Here is a 23,303-nt window from a genome sequence, read left to right on the forward strand (position 1 = left end):
CTAGGCGAGATGTTCTCGGAATAGAGCTAAAAAAGCCTAGAAAAATCTAGGCTGAATGGGAAAAAGTAAGCTTATAACTGTGCCGGCTCTAAATCGATAAATTGTTTAAAGTGTTCTGCATAATGCAGTGCACTCATTTTCAAACGAGCTTCAGCCGTTTCATCCAAAGTTTTGACGACTTTACCCGGTGAGCCCATAACCAGAGAATTATCTGGAATGACTTTACCTTCCGGAATCAGTGCATTTGCGCCAATAATACAATTTTTACCAATCATGGCATTGTTTAAAACTACGGCATTAATCCCAATCAGACTGTTATCCCCCACGGTGCAACCATGCAACATAGCTTGATGCCCAATCGTGACATAATTGCCAATATTCATTTCAATCCCAGCATCGGTATGTAAAACCGCATTTTCCTGAATATTGGTAAAGTCACCTAAACGAATTTTGCAATTGTCTGCACGTACGACTGCTCCAAACCAAATACTGACTTGCTGCCCCAATTCGACTTGACCGATAACTGTGGCATTTTCCGCAACCCAGCCATTCCATGGTTGATGCATCGCTTGTGGGGCATGACCTTTAAATTTGTACAGCATATCTCTTCCTTAAAATATTAAACTTACTTGGACAACCGAAATGTCGGTGAATTGACTAAAAATGGCCACTCTTTATGGTAACCCAAACCATATTGAAATAATGTAACAAGCATCCGTGCTGTCAGCCCCCAAACAATTTCATTTTCCACCCGCATACTGGGAAAATAGAGAGATTGATGGGCAAAACGAACTTCATAAGGCACAGCAGGCCCTTCCATCAGCTGTTTAAGTGATGCAAAGAAAATACGATCAATTTCTGTCGGCTGGGCAACCAATTCGACTTCAGGCGGAATCAGCCCGACCACAGGTTTGACTAGCATGCCATTACGGGCCTTTTGCATCGGCAAATCACCGAGCAGCTGTACATCAAAAGGATTCAATGCGGTCTCTTCATAAGCTTCACGCAAGGCAACCACGATATTACTGGTATCTTGCGGATCTCTTTTTCCGCCAGGAAAAGACACTTCACCAGCATGATTAGATAGGTAAACAGAGCGGCGGGTCAGTAAAACTTTGGGATTGTCTTCATTGGTGATCGCGATTAACACAGCTGCATCTGCCGATTTAATTTTGTTTGAAAACCGTAACTGTTGCTGCAGTATGCGTGTTAATGAATGTTCATCCATTGAACGTCGTCCCCATCATTCTTTTTTTCATCATAGCTGAATTTGATACTGAAAAAAGAGAAATGATGCCAAAATTTAATTTTTAAGTTATGCTGAGTCTGAACTTTATCATTGATGATGAATATGGACTTTTGCAGCAATTGCGGACAAAAAACAACAGAACAAATCCCTCTTGGCGACCATCAATTGCGTCGTGTTTGCACCTCTTGTAGTTCTATTCATTATGTGAACCCTAAAGTGATTTGTGGCGCACTCGCACTTTGGGAAAATAAAGTATTGTTATGCCGCCGCGCTATTGAACCGCGTTATGGGCTATGGACATTACCAGCAGGTTACATGGAATTGTTTGAAACCATGGAACAAGGTGCTGCACGAGAAACTCGTGAAGAAGCTGAAGCGGAAGTTGAAATTGAACAGCTATATTGCATGTACAATATTCCGCGTATTGGTCAAATTTATGTGCTCTTTAAAGCGAACTTAGTGGATGGAAAATTCGGTGCTGGCGAAGAAAGCATTGAATGTCGTTTATTTGAAGAAGATGAAATTCCGTGGTCAGAACTGGCTTTCCCAAGTGTCGAACATACCTTACGTCACTATTTTGCCGACCGTAAAAGTAATCAATTTAATCTTCATCTCGAAACCCTAGGTACACGCTTAGACCATACAGGTTAATGTTGCCTAATATCAAAAAAAGCCCATCGATGATGGGCTTTTTTGTATTTACAACGATATTATTTGGCTAAGACCTTATAGCAATCAGCAATGTCAATTGAAACCTCACCCTCACGAAAGTCTGCGGCTGCTTGATTGGCAATGCTATTTTTTTCATAATAATTACTCAAATACGCCTTATAGATATTGGTCCACTTTACCCCTGCACCAGAAAAATCACTGAGGGAAATATAAGCACTTTCATTAACATTGGCAGACAATAAATTACCGAGATTAACACGTGCTCCACCAATCACTGTAGAGGTCTGTTTTCCTTCACTATTCACATCACTTACAATATTGGTATTTGCACCAATAACTGCACCATCAATTTTATCAAAGATAGGATTTGCCAAGAGGATACGGAAGGTTACCGCTTTATTTGAAGTATCTGTCGCACCCAATGTCCCAATTCGGTACTGTATTTGATTGTTATCTGTCGTTAAGGTTGCACCCGTTGTTAGTAGCGGTGTACACGCCGTCGTTTTATTACTAGCGGACTGCATATCAGTACGAATATCTCCCGACTCATCAATTGCAATACCTAAGGCTACGCTATCACTAGAGTTTTTTGCCTTAAAAATTAAGTTGGCATACAGTGGAAAAATATACTTCTGCCCAGCCGCTACATTGCTCTTCGACTTAAATACATCATTATCTAAATAGCCAATTGGAAAAATTTTAAAGGCATCAAATGAACCTTTGAAGGTATCTGTGCCATAGTTTTGCTGCCATAAACCATAGGATGATGGGCTAGCATTCGGATCCTTGGTTAATTGTTTATAAAATTTTTCCGTCCCTGCAATTAGATAGTCATTAAACAACTTGCCTTGGGTAATGGTGAAATCATCCGAATTTGGATCTGTCAGGTTAAACTTAAACGGTTGCTGAATACTTTTAGTTAAGGGGTTAATCCAAGACGTTTGCGCTAAAGCATTCATTTTGGCAGGTTCAATATTTTTCAGTAAATCGACCGTCACACTGGTTGCCAAATCACTGCCTAATTGTTCTTTTAATGGTCCACGCCACTGTACACCTGAACCAAAGGTATAACCTTGTCGATCCGTTAAAATAATAAAACTTCCAATTAAATGGCGAAGATTAGCAGGACTAGTCTTGCAGTCTGTAGCATTACAACCATATAAGCCTTGCGGTAAACCAATCCCTGTCTTGTCCGATAGGGCATTTGCAAAAATCGGGAAGTCCGCTTGATAGGTGGCAGAGTTATTCATGAGCACCAATGTTTGGACCACTTTAAAAGCATCCTCATTGCTGACTTGACTGACATCAATCCATGGTCGGATTTTATCTACGTATGCTCCTGATGCATAATCTTCAGCACTAATCGATGTCAAGAGGAGTGATAAGTCAGCTTTTTTAGAGGCTAAAATACCAAAGGGTTGTACATCCCCAACCACCCCAGCACCACGCTCTAGACCTAAAGCTTGAAAAATTTTCGCCAAAGCCATCGCAATTTTTACGGTCTTATCGTTTGGACTCAAACTGGTTGCAGCCGTTCCACCATTTAACCCTTTTGCCATATCTAAAATACTGAGGCGTGGCAGTGAAGCTGAAACCGTACTCACATTGCCAATTTCAGACAAAGGAACTGTACCGAGTTCGACTTGTTTATCCGAACTTCCAGTCAACAAGAAGTGAATTTTGTCCCCTTCAGAGCACCGACCTGTTGCCGCATTGGTTTTCGGCTCCATCAAAGTCATATACGTATTATCGGGGTCGCTACTACAGACAAAGTTAATCCCATCAACTGGATAATCCAAGGCAAACTCAACACAGTTTTTATCTTTCAGCAAACAGCTTCCGTTGATAGAATTCACTTGATTCGGCTCTGGATTCACATTGGCACTTTCTCCACCACAACCAGCTAAGGCAACAACCAATGTCGACAAGGTAAATGGCCATAAAATTTGTTTTTGCATTTTCATACTCTATTTATTTTTAGCGAATTGCGATTAATTTTAACTGACCGTGATTGGTTAGAACTTTATGTTCGACATCTACAGTAGAAGAGAGTGGTGTCAACAATAAATAATGACTTTGTTCAGGTACATGTAAAATACCTGCGATCATTTCATGCGATAGCATAGAGGGTGAGTTTTCATCATTTTTAAACCCTCCTGCCCCTTCAAGCACACAGGCATTTTGGTCTAAGAACACAGCAAAAGGCCAATAAAATGTGGGATCATTTTGTGTAGATGCATACGAATTTAATTGAATATTTTGAATATTGCTGTCCACTTTGATGATTTCAAATTCAAAATTTTCTTTGATCGGCTTTTTCGGCCAAACATTAATATCGTGATTGGCTTGTAAGCTTTTTGCTTTTCTCAGCTTTTTATCCTTAAAACAAGTTTGTCCTAAGCTAGCGATCGTGTCTTGTTGTGACATTCGGTAATAGGTCGATGCTAAGGCAATCGGTGCTAAGTTTTCTTTTTGCTTTGGTTTAAACATAGTGTTAAGGACAGATTTACTCACTCCTTTTTCTCGCTCAATGACCTGAAAACGAGTCGCTCCAGTTTTATGATCAATCACCCCTTCAGGCATGGTATAAAAACGACGTTTGCCTTCTAAGTTAAATTCACGGTCTTCTAAATATTCATTGCGAACGTAATCAGTTCCATCCATTTGATTAAACATGCTTGAGGATGCTATTGATTTCTCTGCACTTACCGAATCCGTATGAGTTATGCTTTGAGGCGTTGATGCAGGCTTAATGGTTTGAGTACTACTCACTGGGGCTTGCGGGATCTGCTGAGTGGTTTCAATCACTTTTTGTTGAACCAGCACCTTGGTTTCAGTTTTGCTTAATGGACGCTCAGCCTGAATCACTGTAGAAGAAGTGACTTGCTTCTCAGCAGAAAGTTTCTTTTTTGGCGCAGGCTTTGTATCTGGTAAATGAGCCTTCATTTCGGTTATTGGCTGTATCGGCTGTGGTGCAAATTCCTGAGCGGGCATTAGTACTGGTACTCTGACCTCAGAGACTTCACGCGTTTCCTTTTCTTCCTGCTTACGACCCTGTTTCACTTGCTTATCTGGGGACTCACTGGCTTTGCCTTGTACCACCATCGGTCTACCATCTGGACCAATAATCGTAAAAAACTCTCCCGCAAAACTTGCACTCGAAATCCAACCCAATAAGCATAGTGATGAGGGCAATAAAATCCTTTTTATTGTATTCAATGTGCTTACCACCGTGTTCTATAGTTCAACCCTAAAATCGTAATGGTTGTATCTGTTTTTACATTTAAACCGGCATACGGGTTTAATAAAATATTATTTACCCCAGTTTGGTTCGCTAAGCTACTAGAATTTGCAGGAATTTTATCTCGGCTTTGCAAAAAACCAATCGATAGATCTAAATCAGTATCTGCATCAAAACGATAACCAACACCCAAACCAAACAAGCGTGCATTGTTAATCGGCACCATCGTATTCCGTTTATCATCAGGTATCGCACTGGTCCGTGGCTCATAGCCTGCACGGAGTTTTAAACGATCTGTTGCTGAATATTCAATCCCAATACCGTAGTTCCATGGTGACTCAAATGCCAAAGGCAAAGCCAAACTACTATCTGAAATATTGGCTGAAAGCAATTTTGCAATTTTGAGCGCCGAAACTTGACGGTCAAATTCAAATTTAAATTTGTCCCATGCTTTATAGTCGGTCCAACCTACATCGACATTGACTTGTAAATCGGGTAAAAGTTTATATTTAATACCCGCTTGGAAATGTGCTGGATATTCTAAATCCATTGATACCAGACCCGACTCACTGGCTGGTACTGAACTTGGAAAACCTAAAACTGCAGCCAGAATCTGCCCTGTTGGGGAGGACATCAATCCCTTAATGAGTTCTTGTGGTGCTTTAGCATTGTCTATGTGATATTTACCTTTCATCCGCATTTTTGCGGCACTTTGGTAGACCACACCAAAACTAAAATCTTCTGTCGGCTCCCACAGTACACCTAAGTTATAGCTTGGACTCAGAGATTGTTCTGCTGAAAGTTCAAGTTGACCAAAGCGCCCAAAAGGATTCATTCCCTCTTCAGCATTACACATGCCCAGCAAGAGAATGTCGGTAATCACATCAGAGTTTTCTTTGAACGGGGTACAAACGACATCATCAATCATACGCAGCATCCCAATCAACTCATTGGGAAAACGTAGATCATTTTTTAATGCCAAAGCTTGATAAGACATCCCAATTGAACCACCAATGGAAAGTTGATCATTGATTTGGTAGGCCATAGACGGTGATAAATAGGTGATCCGTTCTAGCGCAACTTGTTGACCCATAAAATTGCCAGGATTGCCATCTTCCGCACCGAATCCTGCAATTAATGGCGCATACATAGCTGTTGCAAACGTCATTTTAGAGCCAGGCGGATTATATGCTATACCCGCAGTCGGGGCAGCCACAGGCATACCTTTACCCAAGTCCACCATTTTCTTTAAACCAGGGACATATAAGCTCGGGTATTCAACATCACCGCGGACGGGCCCTTTAAAGTCGGTACAGATATCGGCATCAACTTCAGGCCCATCATTACAAACAATTGGGTCATCTGAATAGCCAAACACGTTATAACCTGCGGGAACAGAGAACTCACGCTCGATATTAAAATCAGCGAGAATACCTTGCACATCCGTTTGCAAACCTTCAATTTTGGTTAGTGCTGCTGGGTTAAAGTGAATAGCACTAATCCCAGGTGGATCAGCAGTGACCGCATTTCCCATTGCCAAAGAGCGAATATCAACTGATAAGTTTTGTCCTAAAGCAGCAAAGGTAACACTAGAATAGCCCGTTAATAATATGGCAGACACCAAAGGGCTAAGTCGGATATTTTTCATACGACTCCCCCTATTATTTAAGCTTTTTTCCAAAACCAAGAATATCTAACGGGAAAGACAACCCTAATGAAACATCAGGCGCATCTTCTGTTAAACCAAGGCCAACCGTCCCATTCACAATTGTTTCAGGTGAAACGCGTACACCTAAGGAAATCGCAAAAGTTGAACTGGTTTGATCTGCTGGAGAGTAACTTTCCCCCGAGCTATAGGTAAATTCAGCCCCAGTATTGAAACTTTGTTGGTATGACATCGTCATTGAGACATCATAGTTAAAGGAATAGGCAAAACCGAAGGCAAAACCACCACTAATCCCAGGTTCAAACGCTTCAATCACACGGCTACCGCGGCGCTGATCTAAGCCCGATTCTTTGAAACCATAGTTTGCAGAGACCGATGCAAACAGCACCACGGGATCAATATATTTACGCGTACTTGCTCCAACACCTGCTGAATAATACCCCTTGCCTGTTGCTAAGTCTGAAGTAGCATTAATTTCATAAGGACTATCCCCAGTTTTAGTAGATACGTTACCAAATAAAATTAAAGGCAAACGGCCAGCTTTGAGTGGAAACGGTTCCCAACGTGCACCAAAGGAAATGTCCCCAAGACCCGCTGTAGAGGTGTCTTTTAATAAGTCAGTTTTGGCAACCAAAGGCAATGATGCTGTTAAGGTTAAGTTATCTCTTAAACCATATTGTGCCGTAAAGGTATTGGTTAGACTGTGTGTTGCATTTTCTTGTACCCGCAGTTGATAGAGCTGACCTTGTGCCATCTCTAAATCCAGTTGAGTATCTCGGTAATAGGTATAATCGATGTCGTAATAAGATGAAATCTCACCTTGTTTAATTAATGAATACTGACGTTCATTTGAGGTAAAAACTTCTTCTAAGTTGGTCTCTTTAGTTGCATCACCCTCTTGCTGTTGCAATGCAGACGACGCTGCTTGCTCAACACTTCCAGTGTTTACAGATGCTGGCTTTTCTGGTTGTGCGGGCGCAGTGGTTTGATCCGACCCAACTTGATCTTGTGCTTGCTCAGTAGTTTGTTCTACCTCAACGGTTTCATATCCTCCTAAGCTCGGTTCTTCCGCAGCATAGGCCACCCCAAGAATCATCTGCACACTCACTGCGAGCAGTGTTTTATTCATCCATGTCTTCATCATTGTCCCTTAGCTACACCTTTGTTCTTGTTTTATTTTTTTCACACTTTATTTGTTTTTATAATAAAGCCTGAGAAAATTGTACGTCGGCTGTCCATAGTATTCCGACTCTTTATTTTTATTACGCTCTAGGCGAATTGTAGATGCACGATCGGCTATTTTTTCCATATAGTGTTGCGGATATTGAATATCGACGAGTGCATAGCGATTGACCGTAGCATCATCTACATGTCGCAGATCGGCTTCCTGTAAAGCCAACATATTTTTACGCATTTCAGTCGGAACATTAATTAAAAACAACGTGTTATTTTCCCAAACATCCTTGAAACGTTGTTCATCAAAACTAATATTTCCTAAGGCAGGATCGGCAACATAGACCCGTCCATCTTTATAGCCCTTATACACCACAAAATGTTTAAAACCAGCATAAGAAATTGGAACAATGGCAGGTTGACCTTGCTTGACCAAATCTTCAAATTCCCCCTTGTAGCCTCCACTTTCTAAGCCAAGTGCAGTCACAAAGCGTTTCATGTCCAATAAAGAAAAACTACGACGCTCAATAATTCGCTCATATTCGCCATAGCGAAGCAAGCCATCCATGGTTTGTTGTTCTGTAAGTTGAGCACCGACATAGCCATTGATTAAGGTGGTCAGTGCTGCTGAACCACAACTATAGTCATAAGCTTGACGGACAATGCCTCGAAATTGGTCTTCTACAGCAGGGTTAATTAGGACAGGTTCATGATGCATTCTGGTAAAAGATGCATTTCGAGAGTCTAAAACTTCAGTATAGTAAACCGCTTCCGCTGGTTTTTTCTTAATATCAAAGGCTTCGGTGGCAAAGTAATACATCATTGCTGAGCCCAATGCGATCTCTAACATAGCTTTTTACTTTTTTTAATAATATAGGCATCCCGCCCATTTTTTGTTTTTAGAGTTAATACTCTATATCCATACATTCAAGAAGATACTGCGTTTTATCTAAAAAAAATAGTCTTTTTTTGCATTTTTTATGAATAAATTTTAGAAAAAAAGCGCGTGAATTCACGCGCTTTCTTGAAGTCTAATTTTAGTGCCCCGAAATGGTAATCACAGCACCTGGCATGTATACACCAGCAGCTGGGCTAAAGTAAGTTTGCATACCTTGAACTTCGACATCACCAATAGATGCAGCATTACGGCTACCCAAATGTACACCTTTAACATAAGTGTCGTGCGCGCCACTTGTGCTAATCATACGAATATAGCCCTTATTCGCACCCTCTTCACCAATCACACTAATTTTTTGATTCAGTGTTAAATCTAGAGAATTTGCATCTGCAACTTTAATGCTTTCCACAAAGATTTCGCCTGCAGCACGCGTTCCTGTTTTAGTTGAGTTATCTAAGATACCGAGATCTTTAATTTCTAAACCACCAACCATAGTCGCACTTAATTGGATCATTGCGCCTTGCGGTGCAGCACCTAGTTGGATGTTTGCAGACATTGGACCTGTTTTCAGTGATAAACCACTTAGAATCGGATTCACCGTACCTGTACCACCACGACGGATAGAAGTTGCACCAGTTGCAGGCATATCAGCTGAAGCCACGACACCAATTTGACCAATATTAATATCTAGGCCTGAAACTTGAGCTGCAACATTAATAAATGCATTACCACTGTTTGCATCTGTGTCAATTTGCAAGTCAGCTAAGTTACGAGAAGGAAGTAAATATGCCCCAGCTTTATCATAGTTTGCACCAATGACAATACCGTTAACTTTATTTACATGCGCTGTACCATCAGCATTATCTTTCCCATTACCTTGAATCACAATAGCACCAGCCTTAGCAGTACCACCATTTGCAGTAGCTAAACCATCATTATCGTGAATAAAGACTTTACCGATTTCGACCTTAGAAATACCAATCCCAATACTAATGCCATCTTGACCTGTAGCGGCACTAAGCGAAGCGTCATCCATTGCTTGCATTGCCATTGCATTTGCACTGATTGCCATTGAAGAAACTAAAGCAAGTTTAGTAATAATTTTCATCGCGTTCCTCTCCTAAGAGCTTTATTTTTGTGATATCGATCACTCGGTGTTAGTTACTGTTTTTTTATTTTGTCGCAGTATTAACACCTATCCTTGAGTGACTTTATTGCCTGAACTAAGTTATATGCGAGTGATTTTTTGATCAACTACTGTTGGTCGCAATCCATAGCTTACCGATAAACGGTATTTCCTCTATGCGTACACCTACAATGAGGTAAAATAGCCTGAATTTTTTAATCCTATTTGCGTTAGCATGACTCTAAGCCAATCATTTAAAAAGATAATTTGTGATTCAAGCCTCTCTGTATCTCATATACTACAGGCATTGAATGAGCTCACACAGTTAGTCTATTTACAAAATGTCGATGCACCTGTCATTGCTTTTTTACCCGAGCGTTATCAAGTTTTTCAAAAAAACCAGCACTTTTTCTTTCAACGCACACGGGATTTTTGTTATATCCGTGATGATGAAGAAATAGACATTTCCAGTAATATTCAGCCAAGCTCAGAACAAAAAGAAGCATCTTTTAGTGGCGGACTCATTGGATTCGTCAGTTATGATTATGCCGCCCAGCAACACGTTCCGGTTCAAATTAAGTCACAGCCAAGCCTATTTTTGGGTTTATACAGCAGTTATCTACAATGGACTGATGCAGGCTGGCTATTTTGTAGTAGTGATTCACAAGCAGAACGCATTTATCGCAAAATTGAATCGTATTTATTACAGCCATCGGCCTTAACCCATCCACTCAAACTTGAGTCGATCTGCCAAGCACGCTGGACTGAAACCGAATACAAACAAGCTTTTCAGCAAGTACAGGAGTACATCAAAGCTGGGGATTGTTATCAAATCAATCTCACACAAGAGTTCACGGCTAACGCAGAGGGTCAGTTACTCAGTGCCGTTGAACATTTTTGGAAACTCACGGATGCACCCTATTCAGGATACTTACGCCTTGATGATTTTGAACTTCTAAGCTGCTCCCCTGAACTGTTTATCGACTTTAAAGAACAGCGGAAAATTGTCACAAAACCAATTAAAGGCACCATGCCGCGCTATGCAGATCCCGTCTTAGATGAACAATCGAAACAACGTTTGATGGCTTCAGAAAAAGACCAAGCTGAAAATGTGATGATTGTCGATCTACTGCGTAATGACTTGAGTGTTTATGCAGAAACGGGCTCAGTCAAAACACCTAAACTGTTTAATATTGAAAGCTTTAATCAAGTCCATCATATGGTCAGCGAAGTCGAAGCAACACTTAAAGCAGAAGTTCATCCCTTTCATGTGCTGCTCTCTGCGCTACCTGGCGGGTCTATTACAGGTGCACCTAAAATTCGAGCAATGCAGATTATTGAAGAACTCGAAGGTGCACCACGTGGAGCGTACTGTGGCTCAATGGGTTATTTTAATTTCGATGGTACTGGTTCTTGGAACATTCTGATTCGTTCCATTCAAAAATTCCAAGATGAGGTTTCACTTTGGGCTGGCGGTGGAATTACCATTGCATCAGAGTGTGAAGCTGAATACCAAGAATGCTTTGACAAGGTCTCAGCACTGCTTAATTTACTCAATACTTTTGTGCAAACGGACGCTGAATAACCACCAAAATAAAAAAGTGAACCTTCACATCAGTGAAGGTTCACTTTTCAAAGATCACAACTGTTGAAAGTTTATTTTAAAATATCATTTTTCAATGTATCGACTAAGCGTTGATTTTGTTCATCAGTTCCAACCGTGATACGTAAAAACTGGTTAATACGCGGTTTATTGAAATAACGCACAATAATGCCTTGTTCACGTAATTCAGCCGCTAATTCACCTGCATCTTTGCTAGGTAATGATGCAAAGATAAAGTTGGCACTTGATGGCAAAACGTTAAAGCCCAGTGCGGTCAATTGTTCAACCAAATGTTCACGGCTTTGAATTACTTTTTGATTTTGTGCTTCGAAATAAGCTTGATCTTCAAATGAAGCAACCGCAGCAGCTATCGCAAAACGGTCCATCGGATAAGAGTTAAAACTATTCTTCACCGCTTCCAGTGCCGCAATCAAATGCGGTTGAGCAATCGCAAAACCAACACGTAAACCTGCCAGTGAACGAGACTTAGACGTGGTTTGACACACCACCAAGTTCTCATACTTTTCCACCAAACTGACTGCCGACTCAGCACCAAAGTCCACATAAGCTTCATCAATCACCACGACTGAATTTGGATTGGCCTGAAGCACTGCTTCTATTGCAGCTAAACCAATATCTATACTGGTTGGTGCATTTGGATTGGTGATAATAATGCCGCCATTGGCTTGTTTATAATCATCCACCACAATTTCAAAGTCATCATTGAGTGGTAAAATTTTGGTTTTGACCCCAAAGAATTGGCTATAAACAGGATAGAAGCTATAGGTAATATCAGGGTAAAGTAAAGGCAGCTCTTGCACAAAAAAAGCTTTAAAAATATGCGCTAAGACCTCATCTGAACCATTGCCAACAAAGACATTTTCAACCGCAACATTTTGTTGTTTCGCAATCGCCTGCTTTAACGCAGAAGCATCTGGATCTGGATATAAACGCAATACATCTGCAGAGTTTTCCAAAACCGCTTGAACAGCCTCCACCACTTTTGGTGAGGGTGGATATGGGTTTTCGTTGGTATTGAGCTTCAATAAATTTTGAATTTTCGGTTGTTCACCTGGCACATACGGTTCTAATTCACGTACTTCAGGACTCCAAAAACGCATTTGTTCTTTAGTAATGTTAAACATTGTCTATCTCATTTATGCACTCAACTTACTTTTATATAAGCCCTATCCTTCTAGGAGAGGGTTTGGGAGAGGTTTATAATGTCCCAAACTGAATTAAATATTTTCCCCTCTCCTAACCTCTCCCATAGGGAGAGGAACATTCATTACTGAACAAATGAGGGATCTAAATTTATATTATTGATAACGATAACGTGCCGAACGCGCATGCGCATCTAAGTTTTCTTGTTGCGCTAAGATATCCGCGGTTTTCGCCAAAGTTTTCACACCTTGCTCAGAGCACATAATCAAACTTGAACGTTTTTGGAAATCATATACACCCAGCGGCGAGGAAAAGCGTGCCGTACCTGAAGTTGGCAAAACGTGGTTGGGCCCTGCACAATAGTCGCCAATCGCTTCTGGCGTATAACGCCCCATGAAGATTGCGCCTGCATGACGAATATCTTCAGCCATTTCCTGTGCTTCATCTAGGCAAAGCTCTAAATGCTCAGGCGCAACTTGATTAATCAGTTCAACTGCTTCAGCGCGGTCTTTCACAAGCACTAACGCGCCACGATTCGCTATTGAAGTACGCGCAATCTCCGCCTTAGGTAAAGCTTGTAAATGCGCTTCAATAGCCAGTTCTACTTCATTTAACAACTGCTCATCTGGTGTAATAAACACTGCTTGTGCCACAGTATCGTGTTCAGCTTGGGACAATAAATCCATTGCCAGCCACTGTGCGTTATTCACGCCTTCGGCATAAACTAAAATTTCAGATGGCCCTGCAATCATGTCGATACCGACCTGTCCGAATACCGCACGTTTCGCAGCCGCGACAAAACGGTTACCTGGTCCTGTAATCTTATCTACTGCTGGAATCGTTTCTGTACCATAGGCTAAAGCTGCAACTGCTTGCGCTCCACCAATGGTAAAGACACGGCTGACGCCAGCCAAATAAGCAGCTGCTAATACCAATGGATTCAACTCACCATTCGGTGAAGGTACGACCATAATAATTTCAGGTACACCCGCCACATGCGCAGGCACAGCATTCATCAGTACAGAAGACGGATAAGATGCCAAACCACCAGGTACATAAATACCAACGCGATCTAAAGGCGTTACTTTTTGCCCAAGTGTGTTCCCTAAGGCATCCACATAGGTCCAGCCTTCTTGTTTTTGCGCTTGGTGAAACTCACGAATGCGGTTTGCAGCAAGCTCTAACGCCTCGCGGACTTCGGTACTCAAACCCTCAAAAGCGGTTTTTAATTGCTCTTGGGTCAGTTCTAAATCTGAGAATTGATGCGCGGGATGTCGATCGAACTGTTGAGTGAGTTTAAGAACATGAGCATTACCATGCTGACGAACATCAGCGATGATTTGATCTACGGTTTTTAAAAGTTCTGGGTCACTCACGGTTTCAAAAGCCAACAAATCAGCAAAGACTTGTTTAAATTTCTGATCTTGAGTCGATAAACGTCGCATCAATTTATCCACAATGAAAATAAAGGGAAGCTTTAGTTTACCTTGTTTCCTGTATTTTGTGGGCAACAATCCTCCAGCTAAACACAGAGTGTAATGAAAAATTACTTTTAACTTCATCGGGAAATGAATCTGATTCAATATTTTTAAACTAGAATCATTAAACATGACTAAAAAACAGGCAAAACAAGATGGCCCTTACGGACATAGCCACCTACTTTTCAACGGGGCAATTTAGCCGCATCCAACAGCATTTTTCACAAACCATTACATGGGAAATTGTGGGTGAACAACGTCTTTCAGGTTTTGATCAAGTACTGAAGCATTGCCAGTCTATCGAACATTATTTTACGACGGTCGCGCATGAGTTCCATATTCAAGCAATTCATCAAGCGGGTCATCATGTGATTGTTCAAGGTGAAGCACAATTTCATGACACCCAGCAGACATCGCGAATTTCTGCTTGTGATGTCTATACTTTTAATACTTTAAATCAACTGGCTCAAATTAAATCCTATTGTATTTCAACCCAATAAAAATATTAAAAAATGAGCAGGTACAAAAAAACCGCCATCATCGATAGCGGTTTCTTAAACAAAAAAGATGAACTTATTTGTTTTTTAACGCTTCACGTTCAGCGACTGCTGTTTCTAACTGTGCAAGAATTGGGTTTAACAATGCTTGCTTACGTTTGAAACTTGCCTTGTTCACGATCAGACGTGAAGACACTTTACAAATTTCTTCCAAAGGTTCTAAACCATTGGCACGTAAAGTATTCCCAGTATCGACCACGTCAACAATGTAATCGCCCAAACCCACCAACGGTGCAAGTTCCATTGAACCGTACAACTTAATTACATCGACTTGCTCACCTAAGCTTGCATAGTACTGACGGGTTAAGTTTACGTATTTAGTGGCAATTTTTAAACGCCCTTTGGGACGCGCCATGCCAACTTTGCCTGCAGTCATCAGTTTACATACTGCGATTTTTAGATCGAGTGGTTCATAAACGTTTTGCGCGCCATGTTCCATAAGCACGTCTTTACCCGCAACACCGATATCAGCCGCACCATTTTCCACATAGGTGGGTACGTCAGAAGCACGTAAAATTAAAATACGGACTTGTTTATGGGTGGTTGGGAAAATTAACTTGCGTGACTTATCAGGATCTTCCAGTAAGTTAATTCCAGCCGTTTCAAGTAAAGGCAGGGTTTCTTTTAAAATACGACCTTTACTCAATGCCAATGTTAAACCATGATCAAAATTGCCCATTACGTCAAAATTTGGATCATCGTTTCTCATATCGCTCATGAACTTACTCGCTTAATTTGGGCGCCTATACCTTGTAATTTCGCTTCGACATCTTCATAACCGCGATCAATATGATAGATACGATCAATCAGCGTCTCACCATCCGCAGCAAGCGCAGCTAACACTAGCGAGAAAGAAGCGCGTAAATCTGTTGCCATCACAGGTGCAGCAGAAAGTTTCTCTACACCGGTCACAACAGCATCATTACCTTCGACCTGAATATTGGCACCCATACGTGACAATTCAGGTACATGCATAAAACGGTTTTCAAAAATCGTTTCAGAAATGGTGGCAAAACCACGACCAATGGCATTGACTGCCATAATCTGTGCTTGCATATCAGTTGGGAAATCTGGATGTGGAAGCGTTTGGAAACTCACTGCTTTCGGGCGTTTACCCATCATATCCAGTTCAATCCAATCATCACCACGGGTCACTTCCGCGCCCATTTCTTCAAACTTTTCTAAGACCGATTCCATCAACGTTGGATCAGTATGTGTGGTTTTTACACGACCTCCGGTAATGGCCGCAGCAGCCAAATACGAACCTGTTTCAATACGGTCAGCAACCACAGCATATTCACAGCCATGTAGTTTTTCAACACCTGTGACCACTAGGGTATCTGTGTCTAATCCTTCAATTTTTGCACCCATCGCGATCAACATTTTCGCAAGGTCCGTAATTTCAGGTTCACGTGCCGCATTACGAATCGTGGTCACACCTTCTGCCAATGCCGCAGCCATTAAGATATTTTCGGTACCACCCACGGTCACCATATCAAAAATGACTTCGCCACCTTTCAGACGTCCATCAACTTTAGCATGTACATAACCCGCTTCAACTTCAATCTCTGCACCTAAAGCTTCTAAAGCTTTTAAATGTTGATCGACTGGGCGCGAGCCAATCGCACATCCACCCGGCAAAGACACTTTTGCACTACCATAGCGCGCCACCAATGGGCCCAGCACTAAAATAGATGCACGCATAGTTTTCACCAGCTCATACGGTGCAAACTGATTGTCCAGTGTTGAGGTATCCGCAGTAACCGTGTCACCTTCATAGGTCATGGTAATACCTAGACCACCAATCAACTGCACCAAAGTATTTACATCTTTTAAATGCGGTACGTTGGTGAGCTTGGTTGGGGTTTCAGGCAAAATCATTGCTGCAAGCAACGGCAAGGCAGCATTTTTAGCACCCGAAATACGAACTTCGCCTTCGAGCTTCGTGCCACCTTGAATTAAAAATTTATCCATCTAATTTTAAGCTCCGAATAAGCTTGCTTTACGCCATTCTTCTTTAGTCATTGCACGAATAGTCACCGCATGCACTTCGCCACTTGCGATATAAGAATTTAATGGTGCATAAACAGCTTGCTGACGTGCAACAGGGCGTTTGCCTTCGAATTGGTCGTCGACAATACGTAAGTCAAACTTTCCGCCTTGCCCACTAACTGCAACTTCAGCTTCAGGAAAAGCAGCTTTTAAAATTTCAGTGAGCTGTTCACTATTCATCACAAAGACCTCTTATAGGACCAACGGTGTAAAAACCTGCCATTTTACTATAAATCTGAAAAATAAATCATAAACCCGCACACTTTATATATAAAAAAAGAGGTTTTAAAAAACCTCTTTTTGCATAAAAAACAAACTAAATGGCAATAGGTTGGTAAACCTGCTGCATTTTACGGTGCTTATCGAGCTGTCTTTTTAGTTTTTCTGATAATTTTTTAATCGACGTATACATATCATCTGCTGAAGCCTGAGCAAAAAATTCAATGCCTGGTAAACGGATAATTGCTTCTGCAATATGATTGCTACTGCCTTTTTTAGTATGTTTATCGACCTGATGATCCTTGGTTAATTTCACCTGCATACTGTTCACCTGATCAATATGCTTGGTCATTTCTGCAAATTTGCAGCGAATGGTATCTTCAATAGCTGGGGTAATGCTCAAATGATGTCCACGAATTGTTATTTGCATATATCTATCCCTCACCTTCATTAGGATTAATGAGGAAAAGCCAAGACGATTTAATGACTACAAAATAACCAGCACGCATAGAAACATCAAATCATTTTAGCCATTCCTTAAAGAAAAAAGAGGTTCATTATGTTGTCATAATGAACCTCTAGAATAGTCAGATTTTAAATTTTAGATCAAGACTTTTCGTTCAGAAGATGACGGAATATGTAACGATTCGCGATACTTTGCCACTGTCCGACGCGCTACATCAATTCCATCGTCTTTTAAAAGATTGGCAATTGCGTTATCAGACAAAGGTTTACGTGCATTCTCTTCAGCAATCAATTTTTTAATCTTGGCACGAATTGCAGTTGAAGATGCCTCACCGCCTGAAGTAGTCCCCACATGGCTTGAAAAGAAATATTTCAACTCGAACAAGCCTCGTGGCGTCAGCATATATTTGTTGGTTGTCACCCGAGAGACGGTCGACTCATGCAATTCAACTTCTTCTGCAATATCTCGAAGTACCAAAGGCTTCATCCCTTCAGCACCAATTTCTAAAAATGCACGCTGATGTTCAATGATACACGTCGCCACTTTCAGTAAAGTTTTATGTCGTTCATCGACACTTTTAATAAAGTTTTTCGCATCCAACATCTGATTACGTAAGTACTGATTATCTTCACTTTGATCAGCACGCTTAATCATATTGGCATAAAACGAGTTCACACGAAGTTTTGGCATCACATCAGGATTTAAAGCCACTTGCCATTGTTCGTTTTTCTTCATTACCACGACATCAGGAATTTGATAATCCGAGTCTTTATCTTCAAATTCAAGTCCTGGATGCGCTTTTAGCGTTTTCAATAAATCAACCGCACACTTGAGCTGCTCTTGATTTAAACCTGTTTGTTTAATCAGTTTCGCCAGTTCATTGCTGATCAATAGTTCATAGTTTTTCAGCAGATTCATGGCATCATTTCGACATGCGGTCTGCATCGGCAAGGCTTCCAACTGCACCATTAAGCACTCTGCAAGATTCCGCGCCCCAACGCCAAGTGGGTCTAAACGCTGAATATGCTTGAGCACCACAACCACTTCGTCATCTTCGACTTCGTCGTCATAGTCCATGCTTGTTAAAAGATGTTGAACTGAAGTCGTTATTTCTGAAATATCACTGTCTAAAAAACCTTTATCGTCCAACGAGTCAATAATGCAATAAGCAATCAACATATCTACTTGCGAAAAATGCAACAGATTGATTTGCTCGAGCATATGCTCTTTTAAGCCCAAATGACCTTGGCGATTATCTTCTCGTTCTTCAAACTCTGCTGCGCCCAAACTGGTCGGTTGATGGGTGTAAACATCATCCCAGTCGGTATCGACCGGTAAATCATCGGGTAAATGGTCGGCGTTGAGTTCGTTGGTTAAATCTTTCTTATCCTGTTCTTGCTCTTGCACACTGGATAAGCTTTCGATAGATGACTGTTCTTCTACTTTTTCTAAGAGTGGATTGCTGTCGAGTTGAATCTGAATTTCCTGTTCAAGTTCAAGGCTCGATAATTGAAGCAATCGAATAGCTTGTTGTAATTGGGGGGTTAGCGACAAAGAGTTCGAAACTTTCAATCCAACCGATAACTTCATAAAACTCTACTCATCAATACAACTATTTTTAAAGCACGCTTTATAAGCAATTTTTGTGCCGTTTTATTTTTTATAGCATAGAAAATTCAAAAAACCTACATTTTTTGAGCAGATTGTTTTTCATTTCCTACCTAGTTTTAGATTTTATGGATGTATTAATGCATATCAATTATTGAAAAGGCTCATTAAAACCTTCACACAGTCTAAAGTTACACGAAACACTGCATCGACTACTTTCACTTACTTACAAGAGTCCGTTAAATCAAAACATCGGTATCATTCTGCTTTGTTAGGCTAAAGCATAGACATTTTTTAGGTGATTTACATGACTCAAAAAGTATTGTTCATAACCTCAAATGTAGGCGTAGAAAATGATGAGCTAATTCAGCCTCTCCATTTTCTACAGTCCAAAGGCATAGAATGCATTCATGCCGCGATTGAAGCTCGTGATGTTCGAACTGTCAAAATGGACTCAGACTCGGCAGCAAGCTATCCTCCAGACGTCGATTTGGATCATGTTCATTATGACGACTACGACTTGCTGATTATCCCCGGCGGTGCAGTTAATGTTGATCTCTTACGCCACCATCCTAAAGCTCTCGAAATTATCCACAGTTTTAGCAACCAAGCCAAACCGATCGCCGTGATTTGTCATGCGCCTTGGGTTTTGACTAATGCTGAACGGATTCAAGCTAAGCAACTGACTTCGCATAAAAATATACGACTCGATCTGGAAAATGCAGGTGCTATATGGGTCGATGAAGCCGTTCATAAATGTAATGCAGGTGGTTGGACGCTCATCAGCTCACGTAGTCCAGAGGATCTTCCCGCTTTTAATCAAGCGATATTGAAAGAAATTGAATCCAATTCGTCCATTTAAGATGCCATAAAATAAAAAGAGCCTGATATTGAGCAGGCTCTTTTATTCATTATAAAAGTTACAGACTTTTTAAATATTCAATAATTTCTACTTGTTCTGCCATTTCAGCCAGTTGAAGCGCTGTGTACTCACCTTTGTAGTGGACATTCGCACCTTTTTCAACCAGTAGTTTCACCACATCTAGATAGCCATTTTCAGCCGCCGCTTGGAGGGCGCTATAACCTTCATCATCAGTAGAGTTCACATCTACACCATTGGCGAGACTTTTTTCTACTTCAGCGAGTTCACCTAAAGACGCCCAATACACCAATTCAGGTAAATGCAGTTCATCATCGTTTTCAGGAATTGGGGAGAATGAGTTGAGTTTCATAATAAGTTACCTAATTAAATCAAATTTCAGACCAAAGTGTAATCCTGATAACTGTTCAGATAACTCTTTTAGAACTTCATGAATCTCACTTAACACTTCATTATCGCTTACGTATGATTCGATGATTTCATCGTCCCCATTATGGACAAGTAAGAAAATCTTAGATTTTGATTCACTTTTCGACTCTTTTGGAGTTTTTCCTTTAACAAGATTACATTTTTTAAAAGTAGATTTTTGATAATCTAAATTTTTATCCATACTAATAGGATATCTAAACATAGTTGAATTACTATCATATTCTTCTAATTTATTAATTAATATAGGTATTTCTTCAGGAATATCAAACCAGTTATATCCTGTTCTACTATCTATAGAATCACGATTATTTTCTAAAATAATTAAAAAATTTTCAAATAAAGTTTTAATTGAATGGACATTAAATATTTTTTTCTCTTTACCATTTTCAACTAATTTTGGGAAATCATCATTTCCAGTTTTTGATTTTTTAAAACTGATCTTATATATGAGAGTAATTGCTGATTTTAGATATAGTTCAATCGAATGCCTATAAAGATATAGAATTGGTAATTTACCTCCACCGATACCAAAACCATATTTTGTATCTTGATTATCATCTAGTGCCTGTGCCGCATAATAGAAAGAATCCGCTGTTGCCCCCAATCCTAAATCTGTCTGCAAAGCTAAAGGTTTAAAATAATCCTCGATCATAATTTCAATAATACTTAATATTTATAATCAATAATATACATCTACTAGATAAAAAAAGCCTCCTTTCGGAGGCTTTTCTTTTTAAGGAATCACAACTTATGCTTTAGCTATAGACGCGTCTTTAAGATCAATCTTATCGCTGTCACTATCATGCATAATCAGAGCAACCGCAATAGCAGTAATCAACACAGGCAAACCCACTGCAATAAAGTTAAAGTGCGCTGGCAAATTCATTCCCAACAAACTCCCGATTAAAATTGGTCCAATGATTGCACCCATACGGCCAATCGCAGACGACCACCCGATCCCAGTTGAACGAACAGCAAGCGGGTAGTACTGAGCAACATAGCTATAAAGCAGCATTTGCGAACCAATGGATGCAGCACCCGCCAAGAATACTAAAATATATAAAAGGAATTGATTCGATTGGAAGCCCATCAAGCTCATCACAACAGCACCTATCATCCCCAAGCACATCAGCACAGGTTTCAAATGGAAGCGATCTGCCAAGATCCCTCCACCCACAATACCAATCACAGCACCAATATTCATCACCATCATAAACATCAAGCTATTGTCCATTGAGTAGCCTGCTACCATCATTAACTTCGGCAACCAACTGCTTAAAGCATACATCGTCAGTAAGCAGGTGAAGAACGCCACCCAAAACAACAAGGTATTTACCGCACGCCCACGTTTAAATAAGCTCACAACATTTGCAGACTCTGGCACATCAAGCTGATGCAACTCAAAAGTTGTATCTTCTTTTACCGTTACTGTTGGTGCTAAACGACGAACAATTTTACGTGCTTCCACTTGACGGTTTTGTTGCACAATAAAAGTCAAAGACTCGGGCAAAAACTTCCAAATAACTGGTAACAACAACAAAGGAATACCCGCAATAAAGAACATAATTTGCCAACCAAAACTTGGAGTAAACCACGCACCTAGTAATGCAGCCATTACACCACCCACAGCATAACCACTAAACATTGTGGTTACTAAGGTACTACGCATTTTTTGTGGTGCATACTCAGATGTCAGCGCAACAAGGTTTGGCATTACTCCACCAATTCCTAGTCCCGCAAGGAAACGGAGAATTGCAAATTCCGTTGGGTTTGATGCAAAACCACCTGCACAGGTAAGCCCGCTAAAAAGTACAATACAGATCATAATGACTTTTTTACGACCAATTTTATCCGCCAAAGAGCCAAATATCATTGCACCAAACATCATGCCTGCTAAAGCAGTACTTGCAAGCATACCCGCCTGTACAGCACTTAAGCCCCAGTCTTCCATTAATAATGGCAATACCACACCATTAATTGCCAAATCATAACCATCAAATAAAATAATTAGCAGACACCAAGCAACAACTTGAAAATGGAAACCCGAAAATTTTGCACGATCAATAATATCATTCACATTAACTGCTTTAGCTGACATTATTCACCTCCTATGAGCTATTGTTTCATTGCACTTTAACTAGCGCCCTTCAGTTTTTATAATGTGCTAATTCAGCCCAAACAGAAGTCATTCACCAAAGTAATTTGGTGTTATATTCACACAATTTATAGTGATATAAAAATTCAACATTAGTCTAAATAAATGATTTAATTCGCATTAAAAATAAATAAAACCAACCATTAACACTTGTCTTTCTGATATGAAATAAAATAATAATTAACAATAAAGGCCTAATTTAAATTAGATAAAAATATAGTATTTAGTTGATAGTAAAAATTAACTGATAGTAAAAAAGAAAAATAAGTATAGAAAGGTTCATTTAAATAATAATTATGACTATTTAGGATGTTTTATTTAATTACGATAAATCTCAATTAGACGATTGATTCATTTATTATTTTAACCTTCCTTGCATAAAAAAATCCCCCTCAGCGCTTAGCGGAGGGGGATTTAGAATTAATGAGCTGGCGATGACTTACTCTCACATGGATAACTCCACACTACCATCAGCGCTAAGAGGTTTCACTTCTGAGTTCGGGAAGGGATCAGGTGGTTCACTCTTGCTATTGTCGCCAGCACAACTGTTTATGACTATTCGTTGGGTCTTATTTACACATTGTGTATGCCTAACTTTCATCAAATGAGTTATTAACAGGTATATTTGAGTTGGATATTGTATCTAGCTTTATAACTAAATCAAGTT

General features: G+C 40.3%; 22 protein-coding genes and 1 rRNA gene. 4 read left to right on the forward strand and 19 right to left on the reverse strand.

Going from position 1 to position 23,303, the window contains the following annotated elements; translation table 11 throughout:
* Positions 1-71 precede the first annotated feature (71 nt).
* Entirely contained in the window at positions 72-602 is a 531-nt protein-coding gene (locus tag AC5EUN_RS13360; protein WP_010325976.1) for a gamma carbonic anhydrase family protein, read from the reverse strand.
* Between the two features lie 23 nt (positions 603-625).
* Positions 626-1,228, reverse strand: a complete 603-nt coding sequence (locus tag AC5EUN_RS13365; RefSeq protein ID WP_010325975.1) for an NUDIX hydrolase — start codon at positions 1,226-1,228, stop codon at positions 626-628.
* A 123-nt stretch (positions 1,229-1,351) separates the two neighbouring features.
* Here AC5EUN_RS13365 and AC5EUN_RS13370 point away from each other — a divergent pair, with 123 nt between their 5' ends.
* Positions 1,352-1,900, forward strand: a complete 549-nt coding sequence (locus tag AC5EUN_RS13370; protein WP_010325974.1) for an NUDIX hydrolase — start codon at positions 1,352-1,354, stop codon at positions 1,898-1,900.
* Positions 1,901-1,959: 59 nt separating this feature from the next.
* Here the strand turns inward: AC5EUN_RS13370 and filF are convergent, their stop codons facing one another.
* The 6 genes from filF to filA form a co-directional block, all read right to left on the reverse strand.
* A complete protein-coding gene (gene filF / locus AC5EUN_RS13375) occupies positions 1,960-3,879 on the reverse strand; it encodes a putative pilus system protein FilF (protein ID WP_010325973.1) in 1,920 nt (639 codons plus the stop codon).
* A 19-nt stretch (positions 3,880-3,898) separates the two neighbouring features.
* The gene (gene filE / locus AC5EUN_RS13380; RefSeq protein WP_493352378.1) at positions 3,899-5,116 is read right to left on the reverse strand and encodes a putative pilus assembly protein FilE; all 1,218 of its coding nucleotides are present in this window, start codon (positions 5,114-5,116) and stop codon (positions 3,899-3,901) included.
* A 29-nt stretch (positions 5,117-5,145) separates the two neighbouring features.
* Positions 5,146-6,810, reverse strand: coding sequence for a putative pilus system OmpP1/FadL family transporter FilD (gene filD / locus AC5EUN_RS13385; RefSeq protein ID WP_004984191.1), 1,665 nt, complete (start codon positions 6,808-6,810; stop codon positions 5,146-5,148).
* A gap of 13 nt (positions 6,811-6,823) precedes the next feature.
* Complete coding sequence (gene filC / locus AC5EUN_RS13390) at positions 6,824-7,957, reverse strand: putative pilus system protein FilC (RefSeq protein ID WP_010325971.1); 1,134 nt, start codon at positions 7,955-7,957, stop codon at positions 6,824-6,826.
* A gap of 60 nt (positions 7,958-8,017) precedes the next feature.
* Positions 8,018-8,851, reverse strand: coding sequence for a putative pilus system C39 family peptidase FilB (filB, locus tag AC5EUN_RS13395; protein WP_004695004.1), 834 nt, complete (start codon positions 8,849-8,851; stop codon positions 8,018-8,020).
* Between the two features lie 187 nt (positions 8,852-9,038).
* Positions 9,039-10,007: a putative pilus system protein FilA gene (gene filA / locus AC5EUN_RS13400; RefSeq protein ID WP_010325970.1), complete on the reverse strand. Its 969-nt coding sequence runs from the start codon at positions 10,005-10,007 to the stop codon at positions 9,039-9,041.
* Between the two features lie 253 nt (positions 10,008-10,260).
* On the opposite strand from filA, the gene pabB reads away from it, so the two are divergent.
* Positions 10,261-11,610: an aminodeoxychorismate synthase component I gene (gene pabB / locus AC5EUN_RS13405; RefSeq protein WP_029574949.1), complete on the forward strand. Its 1,350-nt coding sequence runs from the start codon at positions 10,261-10,263 to the stop codon at positions 11,608-11,610.
* Between the two features lie 71 nt (positions 11,611-11,681).
* Here the strand turns inward: pabB and hisC are convergent, their stop codons facing one another.
* Positions 11,682-12,773, reverse strand: coding sequence for a histidinol-phosphate transaminase (gene hisC, locus AC5EUN_RS13410; RefSeq protein ID WP_010325968.1), 1,092 nt, complete (start codon positions 12,771-12,773; stop codon positions 11,682-11,684).
* A 174-nt stretch (positions 12,774-12,947) separates the two neighbouring features.
* Positions 12,948-14,249 (reverse strand): histidinol dehydrogenase, encoded by a 1,302-nt coding sequence (gene hisD, locus AC5EUN_RS13415; protein WP_493352491.1) that lies wholly within the window; start codon positions 14,247-14,249, stop codon positions 12,948-12,950.
* A 176-nt stretch (positions 14,250-14,425) separates the two neighbouring features.
* Between hisD and AC5EUN_RS13420 the strand changes: the two genes are divergently transcribed.
* On the forward strand, positions 14,426-14,770 hold the full coding sequence (locus AC5EUN_RS13420; protein WP_010325966.1) for a nuclear transport factor 2 family protein: 345 nt from the start codon (positions 14,426-14,428) through the stop codon (positions 14,768-14,770).
* 73 nt (positions 14,771-14,843) lie between these two features.
* Here AC5EUN_RS13420 and hisG read toward each other — a convergent pair whose 3' ends face one another.
* The 5 genes from hisG to AC5EUN_RS13445 all read right to left on the reverse strand — a co-directional run bounded on the left by hisG (position 14,844) and on the right by AC5EUN_RS13445 (position 19,154).
* A complete protein-coding gene (hisG, locus tag AC5EUN_RS13425; RefSeq protein ID WP_010325965.1) occupies positions 14,844-15,545 on the reverse strand; it encodes an ATP phosphoribosyltransferase in 702 nt (233 codons plus the stop codon).
* Complete coding sequence (gene murA, locus AC5EUN_RS13430) at positions 15,542-16,801, reverse strand: UDP-N-acetylglucosamine 1-carboxyvinyltransferase (protein WP_005400214.1); 1,260 nt, start codon at positions 16,799-16,801, stop codon at positions 15,542-15,544. The genes hisG and murA overlap by 4 nt, the downstream gene beginning before the upstream one ends.
* Positions 16,802-16,807: 6 nt before the next feature.
* Positions 16,808-17,059: a BolA family iron metabolism protein IbaG gene (gene ibaG / locus AC5EUN_RS13435; RefSeq protein WP_004695019.1), complete on the reverse strand. Its 252-nt coding sequence runs from the start codon at positions 17,057-17,059 to the stop codon at positions 16,808-16,810.
* 136 nt (positions 17,060-17,195) lie between these two features.
* Complete coding sequence (gene hpf, locus AC5EUN_RS13440; protein ID WP_004695021.1) at positions 17,196-17,528, reverse strand: ribosome hibernation-promoting factor, HPF/YfiA family; 333 nt, start codon at positions 17,526-17,528, stop codon at positions 17,196-17,198.
* A gap of 171 nt (positions 17,529-17,699) precedes the next feature.
* A complete protein-coding gene (locus AC5EUN_RS13445) occupies positions 17,700-19,154 on the reverse strand; it encodes an RNA polymerase factor sigma-54 (protein ID WP_005400217.1) in 1,455 nt (484 codons plus the stop codon).
* A 325-nt stretch (positions 19,155-19,479) separates the two neighbouring features.
* Here AC5EUN_RS13445 and AC5EUN_RS13450 point away from each other — a divergent pair, with 325 nt between their 5' ends.
* A complete protein-coding gene (locus tag AC5EUN_RS13450) occupies positions 19,480-20,034 on the forward strand; it encodes a DJ-1/PfpI family protein (RefSeq protein WP_159153708.1) in 555 nt (184 codons plus the stop codon).
* Between the two features lie 58 nt (positions 20,035-20,092).
* Here AC5EUN_RS13450 and AC5EUN_RS13455 read toward each other — a convergent pair whose 3' ends face one another.
* The 4 genes from AC5EUN_RS13455 to rrf form a co-directional block, all read right to left on the reverse strand.
* The gene (locus tag AC5EUN_RS13455; RefSeq protein WP_004695027.1) at positions 20,093-20,404 is read right to left on the reverse strand and encodes an ankyrin repeat domain-containing protein; all 312 of its coding nucleotides are present in this window, start codon (positions 20,402-20,404) and stop codon (positions 20,093-20,095) included.
* A 6-nt stretch (positions 20,405-20,410) separates the two neighbouring features.
* Positions 20,411-21,133: a hypothetical protein gene (locus AC5EUN_RS13460; protein WP_228276932.1), complete on the reverse strand. Its 723-nt coding sequence runs from the start codon at positions 21,131-21,133 to the stop codon at positions 20,411-20,413.
* A gap of 96 nt (positions 21,134-21,229) precedes the next feature.
* Positions 21,230-22,579, reverse strand: coding sequence for an aromatic acid/H+ symport family MFS transporter (locus AC5EUN_RS13465; RefSeq protein WP_159153709.1), 1,350 nt, complete (start codon positions 22,577-22,579; stop codon positions 21,230-21,232).
* Between the two features lie 483 nt (positions 22,580-23,062).
* Positions 23,063-23,177 (reverse strand): 5S ribosomal RNA (gene rrf, locus AC5EUN_RS13470).
* Between the last annotated feature and the right edge of the window lie 126 nt (positions 23,178-23,303).

This window comes from Acinetobacter sp. CAU_H_S170_2 (genome assembly GCF_058890445.1).